The sequence below is a fragment of the Candidatus Clostridium stratigraminis genome (genome assembly GCF_045310675.1).
Classification (GTDB): Bacteria; Bacillota; Clostridia; order Clostridiales; family Clostridiaceae; genus Clostridium_AT; species Clostridium_AT stratigraminis.
The window spans coordinates 20,466-40,225 of record NZ_JBJHZZ010000020.1 but is presented as its reverse complement, the minus strand read 5'-3'; the positions used below and the strand labels follow the sequence as shown (position 1 = coordinate 40,225).

Annotated in this window: 19 protein-coding genes; 12 read left to right on the top strand and 7 right to left on the bottom strand. The window is 30.8% G+C overall.

What is annotated here, in order from left to right:
* Positions 1 to 486: 486 nt before the first annotated feature.
* The 7 genes from gyrA to dnaA form a co-directional block, all read right to left on the bottom strand.
* Entirely contained in the window at positions 487 to 2,943 is a 2,457-nt protein-coding gene (gene gyrA, locus ACJDUG_RS16625) for a DNA gyrase subunit A (protein ID WP_406770987.1), read from the bottom strand.
* A gap of 32 nt (positions 2,944 to 2,975) precedes the next feature.
* Entirely contained in the window at positions 2,976 to 4,886 is a 1,911-nt protein-coding gene (gyrB, locus tag ACJDUG_RS16620) for a DNA topoisomerase (ATP-hydrolyzing) subunit B (RefSeq protein WP_406770986.1), read from the bottom strand.
* Positions 4,887 to 5,013: 127 nt separating this feature from the next.
* Complete coding sequence (gene remB / locus ACJDUG_RS16615) at positions 5,014 to 5,277, bottom strand: extracellular matrix regulator RemB (RefSeq protein ID WP_406770985.1); 264 nt, start codon at positions 5,275 to 5,277, stop codon at positions 5,014 to 5,016.
* 85 nt (positions 5,278 to 5,362) lie between these two features.
* The gene (recF, locus tag ACJDUG_RS16610) at positions 5,363 to 6,475 is read right to left on the bottom strand and encodes a DNA replication/repair protein RecF (RefSeq protein WP_406770984.1); all 1,113 of its coding nucleotides are present in this window, start codon (positions 6,473 to 6,475) and stop codon (positions 5,363 to 5,365) included.
* Between the two features lie 122 nt (positions 6,476 to 6,597).
* Positions 6,598 to 6,804 carry an RNA-binding S4 domain-containing protein gene (locus tag ACJDUG_RS16605; protein ID WP_406770983.1) on the bottom strand — a complete coding sequence of 69 codons (207 nt, stop codon included), beginning with the start codon at positions 6,802 to 6,804 and terminating at the stop codon, positions 6,598 to 6,600.
* A gap of 13 nt (positions 6,805 to 6,817) precedes the next feature.
* The gene (gene dnaN, locus ACJDUG_RS16600; protein WP_406770982.1) at positions 6,818 to 7,921 is read right to left on the bottom strand and encodes a DNA polymerase III subunit beta; all 1,104 of its coding nucleotides are present in this window, start codon (positions 7,919 to 7,921) and stop codon (positions 6,818 to 6,820) included.
* A 258-nt stretch (positions 7,922 to 8,179) separates the two neighbouring features.
* Entirely contained in the window at positions 8,180 to 9,526 is a 1,347-nt protein-coding gene (gene dnaA, locus ACJDUG_RS16595; RefSeq protein WP_406770981.1) for a chromosomal replication initiator protein DnaA, read from the bottom strand.
* A gap of 630 nt (positions 9,527 to 10,156) precedes the next feature.
* On the opposite strand from dnaA, the gene rpmH reads away from it, so the two are divergent.
* The 12 genes from rpmH to ACJDUG_RS16535 all read left to right on the top strand — a co-directional run bounded on the left by rpmH (position 10,157) and on the right by ACJDUG_RS16535 (position 19,744).
* Positions 10,157 to 10,291 carry a 50S ribosomal protein L34 gene (gene rpmH, locus ACJDUG_RS16590; protein WP_406766889.1) on the top strand — a complete coding sequence of 45 codons (135 nt, stop codon included), beginning with the start codon at positions 10,157 to 10,159 and terminating at the stop codon, positions 10,289 to 10,291.
* Positions 10,292 to 10,345: 54 nt separating this feature from the next.
* A complete protein-coding gene (gene rnpA / locus ACJDUG_RS16585; protein ID WP_406770980.1) occupies positions 10,346 to 10,714 on the top strand; it encodes a ribonuclease P protein component in 369 nt (122 codons plus the stop codon).
* On the top strand, positions 10,677 to 10,925 hold the full coding sequence (yidD, locus tag ACJDUG_RS16580) for a membrane protein insertion efficiency factor YidD (protein ID WP_406770979.1): 249 nt from the start codon (positions 10,677 to 10,679) through the stop codon (positions 10,923 to 10,925). Before rnpA ends, yidD begins: the two co-directional genes overlap by 38 nt.
* Before the next feature lie 78 nt (positions 10,926 to 11,003).
* Positions 11,004 to 11,690: a membrane protein insertase YidC gene (gene yidC / locus ACJDUG_RS16575; protein ID WP_406770990.1), complete on the top strand. Its 687-nt coding sequence runs from the start codon at positions 11,004 to 11,006 to the stop codon at positions 11,688 to 11,690.
* Between the two features lie 51 nt (positions 11,691 to 11,741).
* Positions 11,742 to 12,368: an RNA-binding cell elongation regulator Jag/EloR gene (gene jag / locus ACJDUG_RS16570; RefSeq protein WP_406770978.1), complete on the top strand. Its 627-nt coding sequence runs from the start codon at positions 11,742 to 11,744 to the stop codon at positions 12,366 to 12,368.
* A gap of 167 nt (positions 12,369 to 12,535) precedes the next feature.
* A complete protein-coding gene (gene mnmE, locus ACJDUG_RS16565; protein WP_406770977.1) occupies positions 12,536 to 13,915 on the top strand; it encodes a tRNA uridine-5-carboxymethylaminomethyl(34) synthesis GTPase MnmE in 1,380 nt (459 codons plus the stop codon).
* 38 nt (positions 13,916 to 13,953) lie between these two features.
* Entirely contained in the window at positions 13,954 to 15,852 is a 1,899-nt protein-coding gene (gene mnmG, locus ACJDUG_RS16560) for a tRNA uridine-5-carboxymethylaminomethyl(34) synthesis enzyme MnmG (RefSeq protein WP_406770976.1), read from the top strand.
* Complete coding sequence (gene rsmG / locus ACJDUG_RS16555) at positions 15,852 to 16,571, top strand: 16S rRNA (guanine(527)-N(7))-methyltransferase RsmG (RefSeq protein ID WP_406770975.1); 720 nt, start codon at positions 15,852 to 15,854, stop codon at positions 16,569 to 16,571. The genes mnmG and rsmG overlap by 1 nt, the downstream gene beginning before the upstream one ends.
* 109 nt (positions 16,572 to 16,680) lie before the next feature.
* Complete coding sequence (locus ACJDUG_RS16550) at positions 16,681 to 17,460, top strand: ParB/RepB/Spo0J family partition protein (RefSeq protein ID WP_406770974.1); 780 nt, start codon at positions 16,681 to 16,683, stop codon at positions 17,458 to 17,460.
* Positions 17,461 to 17,595: 135 nt separating this feature from the next.
* Positions 17,596 to 18,363, top strand: a complete 768-nt coding sequence (locus ACJDUG_RS16545) for a ParA family protein (protein ID WP_406770973.1) — start codon at positions 17,596 to 17,598, stop codon at positions 18,361 to 18,363.
* A 4-nt stretch (positions 18,364 to 18,367) separates the two neighbouring features.
* A complete protein-coding gene (locus tag ACJDUG_RS16540; protein ID WP_406770972.1) occupies positions 18,368 to 19,210 on the top strand; it encodes a ParB/RepB/Spo0J family partition protein in 843 nt (280 codons plus the stop codon).
* 36 nt (positions 19,211 to 19,246) lie between these two features.
* Entirely contained in the window at positions 19,247 to 19,744 is a 498-nt protein-coding gene (locus tag ACJDUG_RS16535) for a DUF4446 family protein (RefSeq protein ID WP_406770971.1), read from the top strand.
* Positions 19,745 to 19,760 lie beyond the last annotated feature (16 nt).

The following is a 19,760-nucleotide window of genomic DNA, read 5'->3' as shown; positions in this document are numbered from 1 at the left end:
TTACCTTATTATATATCTGTTTAATTTTCAAAGACCAATTTGTTTGCCGTCATCTGACAGCTTTTATATCTTATCATTTAAACTTCTTGTTGTCAACAACTTTTTTAAGCTATTGATAAGAAGTTTAAATGTTGAACGAAGTTAATCGTCTTACTGTCTTTCAGCGACAGATGTTATTTTATCAAAAATATAAAACTACGTTAATTGATATTAATTCATTAAAATAGACTATAGCACTATATCTAATTATCTCTTATATTTTCATCATATTTCATATATTGATACACCTGGAACAGTTTGAGATATTCAAATTTTAATTACTCTAAAATTTAATTAAATTATAGATAAAAATATAATCAATTATAATATTTATTATTTAAAAATCTTATATAAAGAGAGAACTAATTATAAAAAAAGAAGTTTTGCATAACAAAACTTCTTTTTTATATCATTCTGCAATCATCATATTAATTTTTAATTATTGTCTTAATCTTCTGTGATTTCTTCACTTATTTCTTCTATTTCAGAATCCATATTTATTTTTGCCATAGCTACTATTTTTTCTTCATCTGTAGTTCTCATCAAAGTAACACCCATAGTATTTCTTCCTGTAGTAGATATATTAGATGCATTTAGTCTTATTGCCACACCACTAGTGTTAATAAGCATTATTTCATCTCCATCTTTTACTATCCCGGCTCCAACTACTTTTCCTGTCTTTTCTGAAATTTTATAAGTGATCATTCCTTTGCCGCCTCTTCTATGTGCAGCATATTCTTTTTCACTTGTTCTCTTACCAAAGCCATTTTCACTGACAATTAGTACATCTTCATTCTCAGCAATAATACTCATACTTACAGCTTGATCTTCTTCCCTTAAAGTAATAGCTTTAACTCCAGTAGCTGTTCTTCCCATAGGTCTTACATCTGTCTCATTAAATCTCATAGAGTATCCATTTTGAGTAACTATAAGTATTTCACTTTGACCATCAGTCATCTTAACTCCTATGAGTTCGTCTCCCTCTCTTAAATTAATAGCTGCTAAGCCATTCTTTCTAATTGAGGAGTAATCAGCCAAATCTGTTTTCTTGATTATACCCTCTTTAGTTGCCATTACTAGGAACTTATTATCTTCAAATTCCTTTACAGGCATAATTGCTTGAATTTTCTCTCCAGAATTTAACGGCAGAATATTTACTAAGTTTGTTCCCTTTGCAGATCTTCCTGCTTCAGGGAGCTCATATCCCTTTAATCTATATACTCTTCCTAGGTTAGTAAAGAATAGAAGGTGATTATGTGTGGAAGTAATAAATATATGCTCTACAAAGTCATCTTCCTTTGTTGCCATTGCTTGAATCCCTTTTCCGCCCCTATTTTGAGCTTTATAGGCATCAGAGGAAATTCTCTTTATATATCCTGTGTGAGTGAGTGTTACAACAACTTCCTGCTCTTGTATTAAGTCCTCAATGTCTATATCATTAGGATTTCTTTCAATGGCAGTTCTTCTTTCATCAGAATACTTAGCCTTTATTTCTAATAATTCATCGTTTATGATTTTTAATACTAAGCTCTCATTTTCTAGTATTTCTCTAAAGTATGCTATATTCTTCATTAATTCATTATATTCTTCTTCAATTTTATCTCTTTCAAGCCCAGTAAGCCTTTGTAGTCTCATATCTAAAATGGCTTGACTTTGCTTTTCTGATAGATCAAACCTTTCCATAAGACCTTTTCTAGCTTGATCAGTAGTCTTAGAAGAACGTATTATAGATATAACCTCGTCTATATGATCAAGGGCTATTCTTAAGCCTTCTAAAATATGAGCTCTAGCAAGGGCCTTATCTAAGTCAAATTGAGTTCTTCTTCTTATAACTTCTTTTTGAAAATCTAGATAATGGACTAATATTTGCTTTAAATTTAAGGTTTGAGGCTCATTATTAACAAGAGCTATCATTATAACTCCAAAAGTATCTTGGAGCTTAGTATGCTTATATAATTGGTTTAAAACTACATTTGCATTGGCGTCCTTTTTAAGCTCTATTACAATTCTCATACCATCTCTATCAGATTCGTCTCTTAAATCTGATATACCATCTATTTTCTTATCTCTTACTAAATCAGCTATATTTTCTATAAGTCTAGCTTTATTAACTTGGTAAGGAAGTTCTGTTACAATAATCTTTAGCCTTCCCTTTTCCTCTTCTATATCAGTTTTAGCTCTTACTAGTATCTTTCCTCTACCTGTTTCATAAGCTTCTCTTATGCCTGCTGTTCCTAGTATAATTCCGGCTGTTGGAAAATCTGGTCCCTTTATTTTAGTCATCAGATCTAATATTGTTGCATCTGGATTATCTATAAGCATAGATATACCATCAATAACCTCTCCTAAGTTGTGAGGAGGTATATTAGTAGCCATACCAACAGCTATACCTGAAGACCCACTTACCAAAAGATTAGGAAACCTTGATGGAAGCACTAAAGGTTCTTGTTCCTCTCCATCAAAATTCGGAATAAAATCAACTGTATTTTTATTTATTTCTCTTAAAAGCTCAAGTGTTATCTTACTCATTCTTGCTTCTGTATAACGCATAGCAGCAGCACCATCACCATCTACAGAACCAAAATTACCATGACCATCCACAAGAGGATATCTTATTGAGAAATCCTGTGCCATTCTAACTAAAGCATCATAAACAGCAGTATCACCATGAGGATGATACTTACCAAGTACATCTCCTACTATTCTGGCACATTTTCTATATCCCTTATCTGGGGTAATTCCAAGTTCATACATAGAATACAATATTCTTCTATGTACAGGCTTTAAGCCGTCTCTTACATCTGGAAGAGCACGACCTACAATAACACTCATAGCATAATCTATATAACATTTTTTCATTTCTTGTTTAATATCTACTTCTAAAACATTTCCGTGGTTATCCATGTATACACCTCTACTCCCTATGAACAAAGCAATTAGATATCAAGATTAACAACTTTCTTGGCATTCTCTGTAATAAACTCTCTTCTTGGTTCTACTTTATCTCCCATAAGTATGGTGAATATTTCATCTGCAGCCATTGCATCTTCAAGATTAACCTTAAGAAGAGTTCTTCTTTCAGGATCCATTGTAGTTTCCCATAACTGCACAGCATCCATTTCTCCAAGACCTTTGTATCTTTGGATATTAGTATTATTGTCCTTTCCCCCAATTTCAGTAAGTATCTTATCAAGTTCCTTATCAGTATAACAATAATAATCTTTTTTACTCTTCGAAACCTTATAAAGCGGAGGCTGAGCTATAAATACATGACCCTTCTCAACTAATTCTGTCATATATCTGTAGAAGAAGGTTAATAACAAGGTTCTAATATGAGCACCATCTACATCAGCATCTGTCATTAATATAACTCTATTATACCTAATTTTTTCCACATCAAAATCTTTGCCTATTCCACCACCAAAAGCAGTTACCATATTTCTAATTTCTTGCGAGTTTAAAATTTTATCTAATCTTTGTTTTTCAACATTCATTATCTTACCACGCAATGGTAAGATTGCCTGAAAACGTCTGTCTCTGCCTCCTTTAGCACTACCCCCTGCAGAATCACCTTCTACTATATAAATTTCACATTCTTCAGGGTCCTTTGAAGAACAATCTGAAAGCTTGCCAGGAAGTGAGCTTCTTTCTAATACAGATTTTCTTGTAAGCTCTCTTGCTTTTCTAGCAGCATCCCTTGCCCTTGCAGCTAATAGTGCTTTATCAATTATGATTTTTCCAATATTAGGATTCTCTTCTAAAAAAGTACCTATTCCATCTCCAACTATATTATCAACTATACCTCTAACTTCACTATTTCCTAGTTTAGTCTTTGTTTGACCTTCGAATTGAGGATCAGATAATTTTACCGAGATTACTGCAGTTAGACCTTCTCTTATATCATCACCGGAAAGATTTTTATCATTTTCTTTTAAAAATCCAAATTTCTTACCATAATCATTAAACACACGTGTTAAAGCCGCCTTAAATCCAGCCATGTGTGTTCCACCTTCAACTGTGTCTATGTTATTGGCAAAAGAAAAAATATTTTCAATATACCCATCATTGTACTGAAGGGCTATTTCAACCATGTAATCATCTTTTTTACCTTCAACATAAATAGTCTTATCATGAAGTACTTCTTTATTTCTATTTAAATATTCTACAAAGGATTTTATACCACCTTCATAGTAGAATACTTCATTTTTGCCGCCTTCACGTTCGTCTGTTAATGTTATTTTTATACCTTTATTTAAAAAAGCTAATTCTCTAAGTCTTTGAGCTAAGGTATCGTAATCATATTCGATTTCATCAAAAATTTCAGGGTCTGGTTTAAAGTAAGTTTTTGTTCCATGTCCATCACTTTCACCTAAACATTTAAATTCACTTGCTACCTTACCCCTTTTGTAAGTTTGAGTCCATATCTTTCCCTCTCTCTTTACAGATACTTCACAAATTTCAGAAAGAGCATTTACAACAGATGCTCCTACACCATGAAGCCCTCCTGATACCTTATAACCTCCACCGCCAAATTTACCTCCAGCATGTAGCACAGTCATTATTACCTCAACTGTAGGAATTCCCATTTTAGGATGAATTCCTACAGGCATTCCTCTACCATCATCTGTAACAGTAATTGAATTATCAGGGTGAATAAAAACATTAATATTTTTACATACTCCTGTCATAGCCTCGTCAATACTATTATCAACTATTTCGTATACTAAATGATGAAGTCCTCTAGGACCTGTAGTACCAATGTACATACCTGGTCTTTTTCTAACTGCTTCTAGACCTTCAAGTACTTGTATCTGACTTTCATCATAAGATTGCTTATTTTCTGACATCAGTAAACCTCCTTTATGCTGGATAACCTATACTCGCCGATTCCCATTGACTAGGTTACTCCGAAAAGTCCATTTAAGACTTTTACCTACACGTAAACATTATTAAGCTTACGCTCCTTATACCTTATTATGCCTCATCATATATAGATTCGGTTCTTTTCCCAAGTGTAGATGACGATATAGGTGACAAAAATATTTTACTCTTCTTGTTCACTTCCGCAATTATAAGTGATTTTGGTTTTTCACTTGTAATCCTTTGTACAAAACCATCTTCCTCTGCCATTCTTAAAAATTGAATTGTGTCAGTGCTGTCAGCTGCTGTTTCCATATCAAATATACCAATTACATCTTTAATAGGTACAACTATATTCTCACCTAAATGTAAAAACACTAAAAATTCCTCCTTCCAGTTGGAACACTGAGCAATTAAGATTACTCACGTTCGCTCCTGCTCGCACCACTATTAAAATAGACGATTACCTAACTTGATTTAATATGAATTCCTTATTTATCTTCCCGTCTTTAACATTGAATATTTTCGATTTCTCATCTAAATAACTTTTAATATTTTCTATACCAGTACATGTAATAATAGTTTGAACATTTTTTATTGAATTTAAAATATATTTTTGTCTATTTAAATCAAGTTCGGACAAAACATCATCTAAGAGCAGTACCGGATACTCACCAGTCTGCTCTTTAATAATTTCTAGTGAAGAAAACTTAATAGTTAAAACTGAAGTTCTTTGTTGTCCTTGTGAACCATAGTTTCTCGTGTCTATATCATTTATGTTAATTGAAAAATCATCCCTGTGCGGACCATGTGATGTAATTTTTTTCTCAATATCAGATTTTAAATTTTTCTTTAAAAGAAGATTCAATTCTTCCTCAATGTTTTGATGAGACTTCAAACTTGATATATATTTAAAGCTTATGTCTTCTGCATTGGAGGTAATATCTTTATGTATTACCTTTCCTTTATCATTTAACAGTTTTATATATTTAAGTCTTTCTTTTATTATTAAACTCCCGTACTTTGCAAGCTGGTTATCATATATGCCTATTATTTCTTCTATATTGCCATTCCACTTCTTTAAAAGAGAATTTCTTTCATTAAGGACCTTATTATATTGAACTAATGAATAATAATATCTTGGATTTAGCTTACAAATTTCAATATCTAAAAATCTTCTTCTATAGGCGGGTGATTCTTTAACAATTTTTAGATCTTCTGGAGAAAACAGCACAACATTAAAAACACCTATAAGTTCTTGTATCTTCGTGACTTTAATTTTATTTATTCTTATTCCCTTTTTGCCATCTTTGAAAATTTTAATATCGATATTTTTGTCTAACCTTTCTCTAGAAATGTACGATTGCATATAAGCTTCATCAGAGTTCCAATTTATAAGTTCCTTATCTCTGTTAGTTCTATGTGATTTGGCTAAACTACAGTAATAAATAGCTTCTAGTATATTCGTCTTTCCTTGAGCATTATCTCCAATAAAAATATTTACTCCTTTATTTAGTTCAATGTTTAAATCTTCATAATTTCTAAAGTTTATTAACTGTAATTTTTTTACATACATGTGCAACACCTATTATATTATAACATAAAACAATTAAATATATAATGATAAATTACTAACGCATTAGCTTAATGGATCTTTTAATAAGATATTATGCTTAAGTAAAATCTGTAAACGACAGTTTAGATTATCTTATAGCTTTCATCTTGAAATTCTATTATGTCACCCTTAATTAGCTTTTTGCCTCTTTGTGTTTCAATATTTCCGTTTAGCTTAATCTTACCTTCTTGAATATAAATCTTGGCTTCTGAACCCATATTTACAATACCTGCCCACTTTAAAAAGGCGTCAAGTTTAATTGTATCGGTATTTATAACAATCTCTTTCATAATTTTACCTCCGTTAATTTCCTACAAACCTTACAGGAAGAACCAAGTAAGTACAATTATTCTTATCTTTATTTTTAACTACGCAGGGGCTAACACTGCTCGTAAGCTCAAGAACTATTTCTTCTTCATCCATTATTTTTAGAACATCAATTAAAAATCTTGCATTAAATGCAATCTTTAACGGCTCGCCTTGCATTATTATATTTAATTCCTCTCTTGCTTTTCCCAATTGAGAATCAGAGGTAATTATTAACAAGTCATCTTTTATACTAAGTTTTACCAAGTTAGTATTTCCCTCTTTAGCCATTAAAGAAGCTCTTTCAATACAATCAAGAAGCTCGTTTCTTTTTACTACCACTTTAAGATTATATTCATCAGGAATTATAGAATTATAATTTATAAATTCACCTTCTAAAAGCCTTGAAATAATTTTTGTTTCTCCAAGGTTAAAGAGTATATGGTTTTGAGTAAATGTTATATTTACATTTTCATCTTTATCTTCTAGAATCTTAGAAACCTCACTTAAGGTTTTTCCTGGTATTACAGCATTTATTGAAATATTATTATCAACTTCTTCATTTCTTAGAGCCAGTCTCAAGCCATCTAATGCTACTAAATTTAGCTTTTTATTTGAAACTTCAAGTTTTACTCCAGTAAGAATAGGTCTTATTTCATCTTGAGCAGTTGCAAATATGGTTGATCTAATCATATTTTTTAGGAGTCTCTGTGAAATTCCAAAAAGTATGGTCTCATCTATATTAGGTATATTAGGGAATTCACCTGGATTCATATATTTAAGTATTGCATTGGACTTTTCACATATTATTTCAACTGAGTTATTCTCTAGACTTTTAACTATCACTTCTGAATTAGGCATTTTCCTAATAATTTCACCAAAAAGCTTTGAATCTAAAACAACACTTCCTGCTTCAATAACATTCACTTTAATTTTTGTTTCAATGCTCAGATCAATATCAGAACCTATAATAGTGAGTTCATTATCTCCTGCAATTAGAAGAATTCCCTCTAAAATATTCATAGTCGATTTTCCAGTTACAGCCTTTTGTGCAGTTGAAATAGCTTCTTGTAAAGATGTTTTTTCACAAGTAAAATTCATATTAATTCTCTCCCTTTATTCACATGAGATTTTCTTATAGATAGAATAGATAATAATAAATTATTTAGTAAGAGTAGTAGTAGGGGCAGTGAATATGTGGATAACACATTCAAGCCCTTATAAAACAAGAAAAAGTTAGTCAAAATAATTGTGGATAAGTAAATACAAAAAGTTTAGACTTATCCACATTGTTATAGAATATATTATACTATTTACTTATCCACAGGATAATGATAAAAAATTATAAACAATTGTGATTTATTTCTGCTGAAGCTTTTTAGTGATCTCATTAATAGCTTCTTGAAGACCTTCATCGGACTTAATTGATTCATTTATTTTTTCATGGGCATGAATAACTGTAGTATGATCCCTACCGCCAAATTCTTCTCCTATCTTAGGCAGAGAGGTATCTGTAAGCTTACGTGCTAAGTACATAGCTATTTGCCTTGGATATGCCACATTTCTTGTTCTTCTTTGGGACTTAAAATCCTCAACTCTTAAATTAAAATAATTTGCTGTTACTTCCATTATTAGATCTATAGTAACCTGTTTACTTTGAGTATTAGAGATGATATCTTTTAATGCCTCTGCAGCTAAATCTACATTGATTTCCCTATTAGTAAGTGAGGAATAGGCTACAATTCTTATTAAAGCTCCTTCTAGTTCTCTTATATTTGATTTTATTTTTGTTGCTATATAGGTCATAACGTCATTTGATACGTTAAGCCCCTCTACATCAGCTTTCTTTTTAAGAATAGCAATTCTAGTTTCAAAATCTGGAGGCTGCATATCAGCAATTAAGCCCCATTCAAATCTAGAACGAAGTCTATCTTCTAATGTAGGTATTTCTTTAGGAGGTCTATCACTAGAAAGAATTATTTGCTTATTTGCATCGTGAAGTGCATTAAATGTATGGAAAAATTCCTGTTGGGTTGCATCCTTGCCTGCAATAAATTGAATATCATCTATTAATAGAACATCTACATTTCTATATTTATTTCTAAAATCTTCATTTTTGTCATCTTTAATAGAATTTATTAGTTCATTTGTAAATTTTTCTGAGGATACATAAACAACTCTTGACTTTGGGTTATTTTGAAGTATGTAGTGTCCAATTGCATGCATCAAATGTGTTTTTCCAAGTCCAACTCCGCCATATATAAATAGCGGATTATATGCTTTAGCTGGGGACTCTGCAACAGCTAAAGAAGCAGCATGAGCAAATCTGTTACTGTTTCCGATAACAAAGGAATCAAATGTATATTTAGGATTTAAAGTAGCAGACATATCGTCACTTACTGTTATAGAATTTTTTATAGCTTTTTTGTTTTTTTCATTAATATCTAAAGCCTCTTCCGAAGCTATAACAAGCTCTATATTATAATTCTTAGTAGAATCTACATTTAAAGCATTTATTAGTAAATCCTTGTATCTTGTTTCTAATATTTCTTTAGTAAAATTGTTGGGAACTCCAAGCTTTAAGGTATTATTACTTAAAGATAATGGAATTGAGCTTTTTATCCATGTATTAAAACTTACTTCAGTCAGCTCTTCCTTCATAATATTTAAGGTTTTCTCCCAAAGTTCTTTCAGTCCACCATCCATTTTCGTATCCTCCAGTATAAAAAATAAAAGTTATTAAGTTAAAAAAATATTATCCACAGATAATTTCTTCATATAATCTATATATTTAAATTTGTTGACATATGTTGAAAAAAATATTCACATGTCAATAATTCTGTTAATAGTAAATATAAATATAAGTTATAAACAATGTGAAAAATATAATAATTAACATTGCGCATTATGCAGAAAATGTTGAAATAATTCAAAAATCCAGGCATAACAAACCTGTATTCAACATAGTTGAACAAGTTATCCACCGAGTTATCAACAACTGTGGATAACTCTGAAATTTTATAAGTTACTAACAGTTCTTTATTAATAATAACAAATAGACAATATGGATTCAAGAAGTTATCCACAAAAAATGTGTAGAAATTTAATAATTATCAACAATGTTGTTAATCTTGACATTACTAACTTGAATATATATAATTTAATAGTAAAACTTAAAGTCTGCTATTTTTTAGAATTTTATATATAAAAATCTTTATGTTGGTTATAATTAAAGAATATATATATTATAAATTGATAATTACCTTATTTAAGTTTTATTTTAAGATAGTAAGAAAATTGCTATACATATGTTATGTAGAAGGGGGTGTAGCACACATGTTTATGACTTACCAACCAAAAAAGAAACAGAGAAAAAAGGAGCATGGCTTCAGAAAAAGAATGGCTTCTCAAGGTGGCAGAAATGTTCTTAAGAGAAGAAGACAAAAAGGTAGAAAAAGATTGACAGCATAAGGCCGCTTTAGTGGCCTTTTTCTGTAATTGCAGATTAAAGGAGCGCAAGCTACTATGAAGGAAGAAAAAATACGAAAAAATATAGAGTTTAGGGCTGTTTACAGAAAAGGCAAATCTTTTTCTAACTCACTATTAGTTTTATATATTTATAAAAATCATAAAGAATTGAATAGGCTTGGAATCTCTGTTAGTAAAAAAGTAGGTAAGAGCGTAGTAAGAAGCAGAGTAAAACGATTAATAAGTGAAAGTTATAGATTGAATAAAGATAATATAAAAGTGGGATACGATTTGGTATTTATAGCTAGAAATGCATCTAATGATAAAAGCTTTTTTGAAATTGAAAGGGCCTTGAAAAATTTATTTAAAAAGGCAGGTTTATCTATTAATGAAAAAACTATTGATTTTAATAATCAAGTTTTATAGAAAGTTTTTGTCCCCTTTAAAAAGATCCTTTTATCATACATTTTCATTTAGTTCAAATGATAACGTTGGCTGTAGATTTTATCCAACGTGTTCTGAATACTCAATTGAGGCTATTGAAAAGTATGGGGCTTTAAAAGGGTCAGTTTTAGCAATTAAGAGGATTTTAAGATGCAATCCTTTTAATAAAGGTGGATATGATCCTGTTAGATAGAAATTAAAAATTAATTTTGAAATATAACATAATGCAAAAGCATTGTTCTTACAATGCAAGGAGGTTTATAATTTGAATTTGAATTTTATAAATGAAGGGCTTTCAAAGTTTTATTATTTCATACAAGGCGGTATTCAGCATTTAATACCTAATCCTAACATTAGCTATGGAATAGCTATTATAGTTTTTACAATTATTATCAGATTAATTTTATTACCTTTAAATATGAAGCAAACTAGATCACAAGTTAAGATGCAGGAAATTCAACCTGAATTAAAAAAATTGCAGGAAAAGTATAAATCAGACCCTCAAAAAGCTCAGCAAGAAACTATGAAACTATATAAGGAAAAGGGAGTTAATCCTATGGGCGGATGCTTACCTTTAATTATTCAGCTTCCAATTTTGTGGGCGCTTTTCTATGTGTTTAGAAACATACATCCTGTGGATGCTGCTACAGGTCAAGCTATCAAAGTATCATTTTTATGGATAAAAGATTTATTTGGTACTGATCAATTATATATACTTCCTATTTTGTCCGGTGCAACAACTTATTTATCATCACTTATGATGACGCCAGCAACTGATAGTGCGCAGGCAAAGCAGACAAGTACGATGAATATAGGTATGGCTATATTTATGGTATTTATGTCTTGGAGATTTACTGCGGCCCTTGTATTATATTGGGTAGTAAATAACTTAATTCAAATTGGCCAGACCGCTCTTATGAAAAAAATGGACGCAGCTAAAGCTAATGCTAATGCGTAAATAATAATATAGTATATTTTATATTGTTTTATGGAAGGCGGTATATTGGGTATGAAAACTATTGAAACGACAGGAAAAACCATTGAGGATGCTGTAAGAAATGCTTTAAATGAACTAAAAGTCACAGAAGATAAAATTGAATATGAGGTTTTAGAAGAAGGGTCTAAAGGATTATTTAAACTTCTTGGAGCAAAACCAGCAAAGATTAGAGTAAAAGTTAAAAGAGATTATATTTTTGAGGCTAAGACCTTTTTAAGAGAAGTTTTAAACTCAATGGAAGTTAAATCAGAAATTAGAATAAAAGAGGAAAATGATGCTATCAAAATAACTTTAACTGGTCCAGATATGGGTATTCTTATAGGATATAGGGGTGAAACCTTAGATTCACTTCAATATTTGGTAAGCTTAGTTGTGAACAAAGGACATGAAACTGCATATAAAAGAGTAGTATTAGATACGGAAAACTATAGATCTAAAAGAGAAGAAACACTAAAAAGGCTTGCTCAAAAGGTTGCAGGAACAGTTAGAAGGACTGGAAAGCTAATTAGGTTAGAGCCTATGAACCCTTATGAAAGAAGAATAATTCACTCTGCCCTTCAAGATGATAGGTTTGTTCAGACTTATAGTGAAGGTGATGAACCTTACAGAAGAGTTGTTGTTGATTTAAAGAAAGCATAAGTGCTTTCTTTTTAATTTTAGGATACAATATAAGTAGTTTTATTTACAATTTAATAGATAAATAAGTAATGATTAGTGAAGGTTTATTACAAGTAACACGTTAATAAGCATTTAATCTTAATTGTAAAGTAATTTTGCAGCAGTAAAATTGAAAAGAGGTGTTTTAGATGAAGGAATTTGATACAATAGCTGCTATCTCAACTAGTATTGGAGAAGGTGGTATTAGTATTATCAGGATTTCTGGAAATGATGCTTTAGCTATTGCTGTTAAAATTTTCAAAGGAAATAACAATAGAAATTTAAGTGATATTAAAAGCTATACTATGAGGTATGGTTATATTATAGAAATAGATACAAGGGAAATTATTGATGAGGTTATAATTAGCTTTATGAAGGGACCAAAGAGTTTTACCGCTGAGGATACTATAGAGATCAACTGCCATGGTGGAGTTATAGCTACAAACAGAGTACTTCAAGAAGCTATTAAGGCAGGTGCTAGACTTGCTGAGCCAGGTGAATTTACAAAACGTGCTTTTTTAAATGGACGTATTGACTTAAGTCAAGCGGAGGCAGTAATTGACATAATTAGGGCAAAGACTGAATTAAGCATGAAATCTGCTTTAGCTCAAGCAGAGGGACAAATTTCAAAAGAAATTAAATTATTAAGAAATAAACTTTTAGAAGTTATTGCTCATATTGAGGCTACAGTTGATTATCCGGAAGATGATCTAGAGGAAGTTACTTCTGAAATTACAACTATAAGGCTTAGTAAAATTTTATTAGAAATTGATAGTTTATTAAGCTCAGCTGATGGAGGAAAAATACTTAGAGATGGGCTAACAACAGTTATTGTTGGAAAGCCAAATGTAGGAAAGTCATCACTTTTAAATAGTTTGCTCCAGGAAAAACGTGCTATTGTTACTGATGTACCTGGAACCACTAGAGATGTAATTGAAGAATTCATGAATTTAGATGGTGTTCCTATTAAACTTACTGATACTGCTGGAATTCGTTTTACTGAAGATTATGTAGAGAAAATTGGAGTTGAGCGATCTAAAGAAAAAATCAAAGAAGCGGATCTTATCATTTTAATGCTAGATGCCAGCAGAAAACTTGATAATGAAGATTTTGAAATAATTGATGCTATAAAAGAGAGTAAATATGTTGTTTTACTTAATAAAAGTGATTTACCAAACAAAATTGACAAATCGGACTTAACCCTTTTAAATTCAAAATATATATTAGATATTTCTGCTGCTACTGGTGAAGGAATAGACCTCTTAAAGGATGCTATAAAACAGTTATTTTTTAAAGGGGAAGTTACGTCATCAAGTGCAATGATTACAAATATTAGACATAAGCAAGCACTATTAAAAGCTAAAGTGAGTTTATTTTCTGCAGTAGAAGCACTAAAAAATACTCAAGCAATTGATTTAGCCTCAATTGATCTAAGAGACGCATGGGCTAGTTTAGGAGAAATAACAGGCGAAACCGCTCAAGAAGATATTATTGATAAAATTTTTAGTGAATTTTGCATTGGTAAATAGTTAAATGCCACTTAACATAGGAGGAATGCATTAAAATTATGAGATATATTGCAGAAGAGTACGATGTAGTAGTTATTGGAGCAGGCCATGCTGGGTGTGAAGCGGGCCTAGCAGCTTCAAGGATGGGTTGTAAAACCTTGGTTTTGGCTATGAATTTAGATAGTGTGGCACTTATGCCTTGCAATCCTAATATTGGAGGTACTTCAAAAGGACATTTAGTCCGTGAAGTAGATGCATTAGGCGGAGAGATGGGCATTAATATTGATAATAGTTTTATACAATCTAGAATGCTTAATACCTCTAAGGGACCTGCTGTTCATTCACTTAGAGTTCAAGCTGATAGAAATAAGTATCAGGCAAGAATGAAATTTGTACTTGAAAAACAAGAAAATTTATATTTAAAGCAACTTGAAGTAGTTCATATAGAAGTAGAAGATGGGATTGTTAAAGGTGTATTAACTAAGAATGGAGCATTCTTCCCTACAAAGGTTTTAGTACTTGCAACGGGGACTTATTTAAATAGCAGGGTTATAATTGGAGATATAAGCTACAGCAGTGGACCAAATGGGCTATTTCCAGCTAATGAACTTTCTGAATCCATTAACAAACTTGATATAAGCCTTAGAAGATTTAAAACAGGTACACCTGTAAGAGTTAATAAAAGATCAGTAGATTTTTCAAAAATGACTGAACAACCAGGAGATAAAAAAGTTGTACCTTTTTCATTTTTACACGAAAATATTGATAGAGATCAGTTATCTTGCTATCTAACTTATACTAATGATGGTACACATAACGTGATTAGAGAAAATATTGATAGATCCCCAATGTATAACGGTTCTATAGAAGGGGTAGGTCCTAGGTATTGTCCTTCAATTGAAGATAAAGTTATGAGATTTCCAGAGAAGACTCATCATCAAGTATTCTTAGAGCCTGAAGGTGAAGACACTGAAGAAATGTATGTTCAAGGTATGTCAACATCACTTCCTGAAGATGTTCAGCTTAAAATGTTAAGAACTATTGAAGGGCTTGAGAAAGTTGAAATAATGAGAACAGGATATGCAATTGAATATGATTGTATTGATCCTACTGAATTAAAGCCAAGTTTGGAATTAAAGAATATTAATGGATTTTTTAGTTGTGGACAAATGAACGGAAGTTCGGGCTATGAAGAGGCTGCTGCCCAAGGTATAATAGCTGGTATAAATGCAGCCCTTAAGGTTCAAGAGAAGGAGCCTTTAATTTTAAAAAGAAGTGATGGATATATTGGAGTCCTAATTGATGATTTAATTACTAAGGGTACTTCTGAACCATACAGAATGATGACTTCTCGCTCGGAATATAGACTCCTTTTAAGGCAAGACAATGCTGATTTAAGACTTACTGAAATTGGATATAGGGTAGGTTTAGTTACTGAAGAGAGATACAATCATTATATTGAACGTAAGAATGCAATTAATGATGAATTATTAAGAATCAAAGGATTACAGATAACTAACAAAACAGAAGTTAATGAATTCTTAAATTCAATTAATTCTTCAGAATTGAAGAAGCCTGTAAGTTTATATGAGCTAATTAAAAGGCCTGAATTAGATTACTTTATTTTAGAACCTCTTGATGTTAATAGACCTCAATTAAGTTCTGATGTACAAGAAGAAGTTAATATTACAGCAAAATATGAAGGTTACATTCAAAAACAACTTGATCAAGTGGAACAATTTAAAAAACTTGAGAGTAAGCTACTTCCACAAGATGTTAACTATGAGGAGGTTTATGGACTTAGAACAGAGGCAAGGCAAAAACTTAGTAAAATACGGCCTATAAGTATAGGTCAGGCTTCTAGAATATCAGGTGTTTCCCCTGCTGATATTTCAGTATTACTTATCTATCTTGAGCAGGTTTATGCAAAACAAAAACAAAAGGACGGAGAACAATAATGGAGTTTTTTGATATGTTAAACGAGGCCTGTTTTAATGAGGGTTTAGCATTTGATGAGAATAAATATAATAAATTAATTAAATATAAAGATATGCTTAAGGAATGGAATGAAAAAGTCAATTTGACTGCCATCACAGATGATGAGGGTATTATTAAAAAGCATTTTATAGATTCATTAAAAATATTTAGATTTTCAAAGCTAAAAAGCTTTAAAAGGATTATTGATGTTGGTACTGGGGCGGGATTTCCTGGTATCCCCATGAAAATACTAATACCTGAAATGGAAATAGTACTTTTAGATTCTTTAAATAAAAGAATTAATTTTTTAAATGAGGTTATAAGCCATTTAAACCTTGATGGTATAACTGCAGTACATGGAAGAGCTGAAGATTTCGCCAGAGAAAATAATTATCGAGAAAGCTTTGATGCTGCTGTTTCAAGAGCAGTCGCAAATTTATCAGTATTAAGTGAGCTGTGTATACCATTTATTAAAAAGAATGGTTATTTTATAGCATTAAAAGGACCTGCAGTTGAAGAGGAAATCAATGAGGCAGGCAAAGCAATTAAAGTATTAGGTGGACAAATAGAAAGTATTATACCAGTTACGGTAGAAGGAACTGACTTAAATCATAATTTGGTTGTAGTAAATAAAATAAATCATACGGCTAAAGAATATCCCAGGAAGGCTGGAGTAGTTGCAAAAAAACCATTAAAGTAGTATAAAAAGTAAAAAAATGTCAAACGAAAATTTGAGAAAAAAGAAGGATTTTTAGCGATTACAAAGAATTTGTTAATATAAGGAAATATTTTAAAGGGATGTGGGTACAATGGAAAATAATATATCTTATATATCTCCCGAACTTATTTCACCTAATATATATCAACCGCGTAAGCATTTTAACGATGAAAGCATAGAGGAATTAGCGCAATCTATTAAAATTTATGGCATTATTCAACCTATTTCAATTAGAAGATTAGGAAGCAATAATTATGAGTTAGTTGCTGGAGAAAGAAGATTAAGAGCTGCAAAAAAACTTGGATTGTCGGAAGTACCTGCAATAATAATTGATATTACAGATAAGGATTCCTCTGCAATTGCACTTCTTGAAAATTTACAGAGAGAAGACTTAAATTTTGTTGAAGAGGCAGAAGCATATTTTAATTTAATTAAGGATCATTCTTATACACAGGAACAGTTAGCTGAAGTAATAGGTAAGAAGCAATCTACTATTGCTAATAAATTAAGAATTTTAAAATTGGATGATGAAACAAGAAATATCCTTTTAGAGAATAGTTTAACTGAGAGACATGCTAGAGCATTGCTTAAATTACCTACTATTGAATTACAAAAGAAGGTTTTAAACATTGTGATAACGAAAAATTTAAATGTTATGAAAACCGAACAGCTTATCGAACAGGAGCTTTTAAAATTATCAAGTGTTGAAGTTGCAGATGATGTTAAAAAACGAATTAGAGGAGTTTTCTCTCCCAAATTATATATAAACACTGTAAAGCAAGTATTTGAAAAAGCTGGAATTGAAGCTTTATATGGGTCTAAAGAATTAGATGATTGTATTGAAATAACTGTTAAAATTCCTAAAAAGTAATATTGTTTCACGTGAAACATCCTAATTTTTATTAGGATGTTTTTTTATTTAAACTATTTATTTTTCATTTGGTCTTTTATTATTTTTCGATAGAATATATAATGTTATTATGACAATTTACTTGGAGGTGATAACTTGAAGACTATTTGTATATTTAATCAAAAAGGTGGAGTTGGAAAAACTACAACAAATATTAATTTATGTTCCTATCTTGCCCTAGAGGGTTATAAGGTGTTAGCAATAGATTTGGATCCTCAAGGAAATACAACTAGCGGTCTTGGTTTCGATAAACGTAAAATTGAGAAATCTGTTTACGATATACTAACTTCAGATACAAGCCTTAAGGATGTTATTAGAGAATGCGAAATAGTAAACAACTTTTACCTTGCTCCTTCTACAATGGAACTTGCTGGTGCTGAAGTAGAATTAATTACAAAAGAGAGCAGAGAAAATATTTTAAAAGAGAAAATTGCCGAAATTAAAGGAAATTTTGATTTTGTATTTATCGACTGCCCGCCTTCTTTAGGTTTTTTAAGTATAAATGCCCTCTCAGCTGCTGACTCAGTTTTTATACCAATTCAATGTGAATTCTATGCTCTAGAGGGAGTTGGACAGTTAATAAATACCGTCCAATTAGTTAAAAAATCTTTAAATAAGAATCTTGAAATTGAAGGTGTAGTTTTAACTATGTTCGATGGAAGGACAAACCTTTCTAATGAAGTAGTAACCGAAGTTCAAAAGTATTTTAAAGATAAAGTTTATAATTCAACTATTCCTAGAAATATTAGATTAGCTGAAAGTCCAAGCTTTGGACTACCCATTGCTCTTTATGACGATAATTGTAAGGGTGCTGAAAGCTACGAAAATTTGGCTAAAGAATTTCTAAGTCGTCAAAGGGAGTGATATTTTGAATAAAAAATTTGGATTAGGGAAGGGTCTAGGTGCTTTAATTCCAGAAGAAGCTGATGAGAAAAATCATGTTAATTTAATTCCTATAAATATGATTAAGCCAAATGAAAAGCAACCACGTAAAAATTTTGACGCTGAAAAAATTGAGCAATTAGCTGAGTCAATAAGGGAGCACGGAATTGTTCAACCAGTAGTTTTAAAAAAGGAAGAAAATGCATACATAATTATTGCCGGTGAAAGAAGGTGGAGGGCTGCTAAAGCAGCTGGGGTAAGAGAAATACCGGCAGTAGTAATGGATATTACAGATAAAGAGATATTAGAAATCTCTCTTATTGAAAATATTCAAAGAGAAGATTTGAATCCAATAGAAGAAGCTGTGGCATATAAAAGACTGATTGATGAATTTTCTTTAACTCAAGAAGAGCTAAGCAAACGGGTAGGAAAATCACGAACTGCAGTAACAAACTGTCTAAGACTTATGAATTTGGACCCAAGAGTACAAGAATATTTAATTGAAGGAATATTAAGCGAAGGTCATGGACGTGCTTTACTAGCTGTATCAAATAAGGACATTCAGTATAATTTAGCCAAGAATATCATAGACGAAGGTTTAAATGTAAGGGATATCGAAAAATTAATTAAAGATCTTAATAATGTAAAACAAAAAAAAGTTAAAGAAAATAATGAAAATATATTTTATTTGGATATAAAGGATAAATTGCAAGAGTACTTTGGAACAAAAGTCCAGCTTATTAATAAAAAAAATAAAGGTAAAATCGAAATAGAATACTATTCCGAGGATGATTTAGAGAGAATATTAGACATATTAAGATTAGGATAATGTTTCACGTGAAACAATTAAATGGAGAGGTAGAGAATGGATACAATTAATTCTATTTTAAAAGATTTTCAACCCTATATTATATTAGGTTTAACTACTTTAACAGTTATATTAATAATCTCAGTAATTATATTGTTTAAGTCATTAAATAATATAGAAAAAAAATATAGGAAGCTTATGCGTGGTGTAAATAATAAGAATCTAGAAGAAATGATAATTGATTATTTAGATAAAATTGATGAAGTAAAGGATGATTCACAAAATTTAAAGCAGAGTTATAAAGAATTAGACGAGAGAGTTAAAGGATGTGTACAGAAGTCTGCAATAATTAGATATAGGGCATTTGAGGATGTTGGAAGCGATTTAAGCTTTTCTATTGCTTTATTAAATGATTATGATAATGGAATAATTATATCTGGACTTTATGGAAGACATGAAAGTACTACTTATGCAAAACCAATAGATAAAGGCATATCAAGATATGACTTGTCTGAAGAAGAACAGTATGTATTAAAAGAAGCTATGGAAAAATAATAAATAAAAAAAGTAA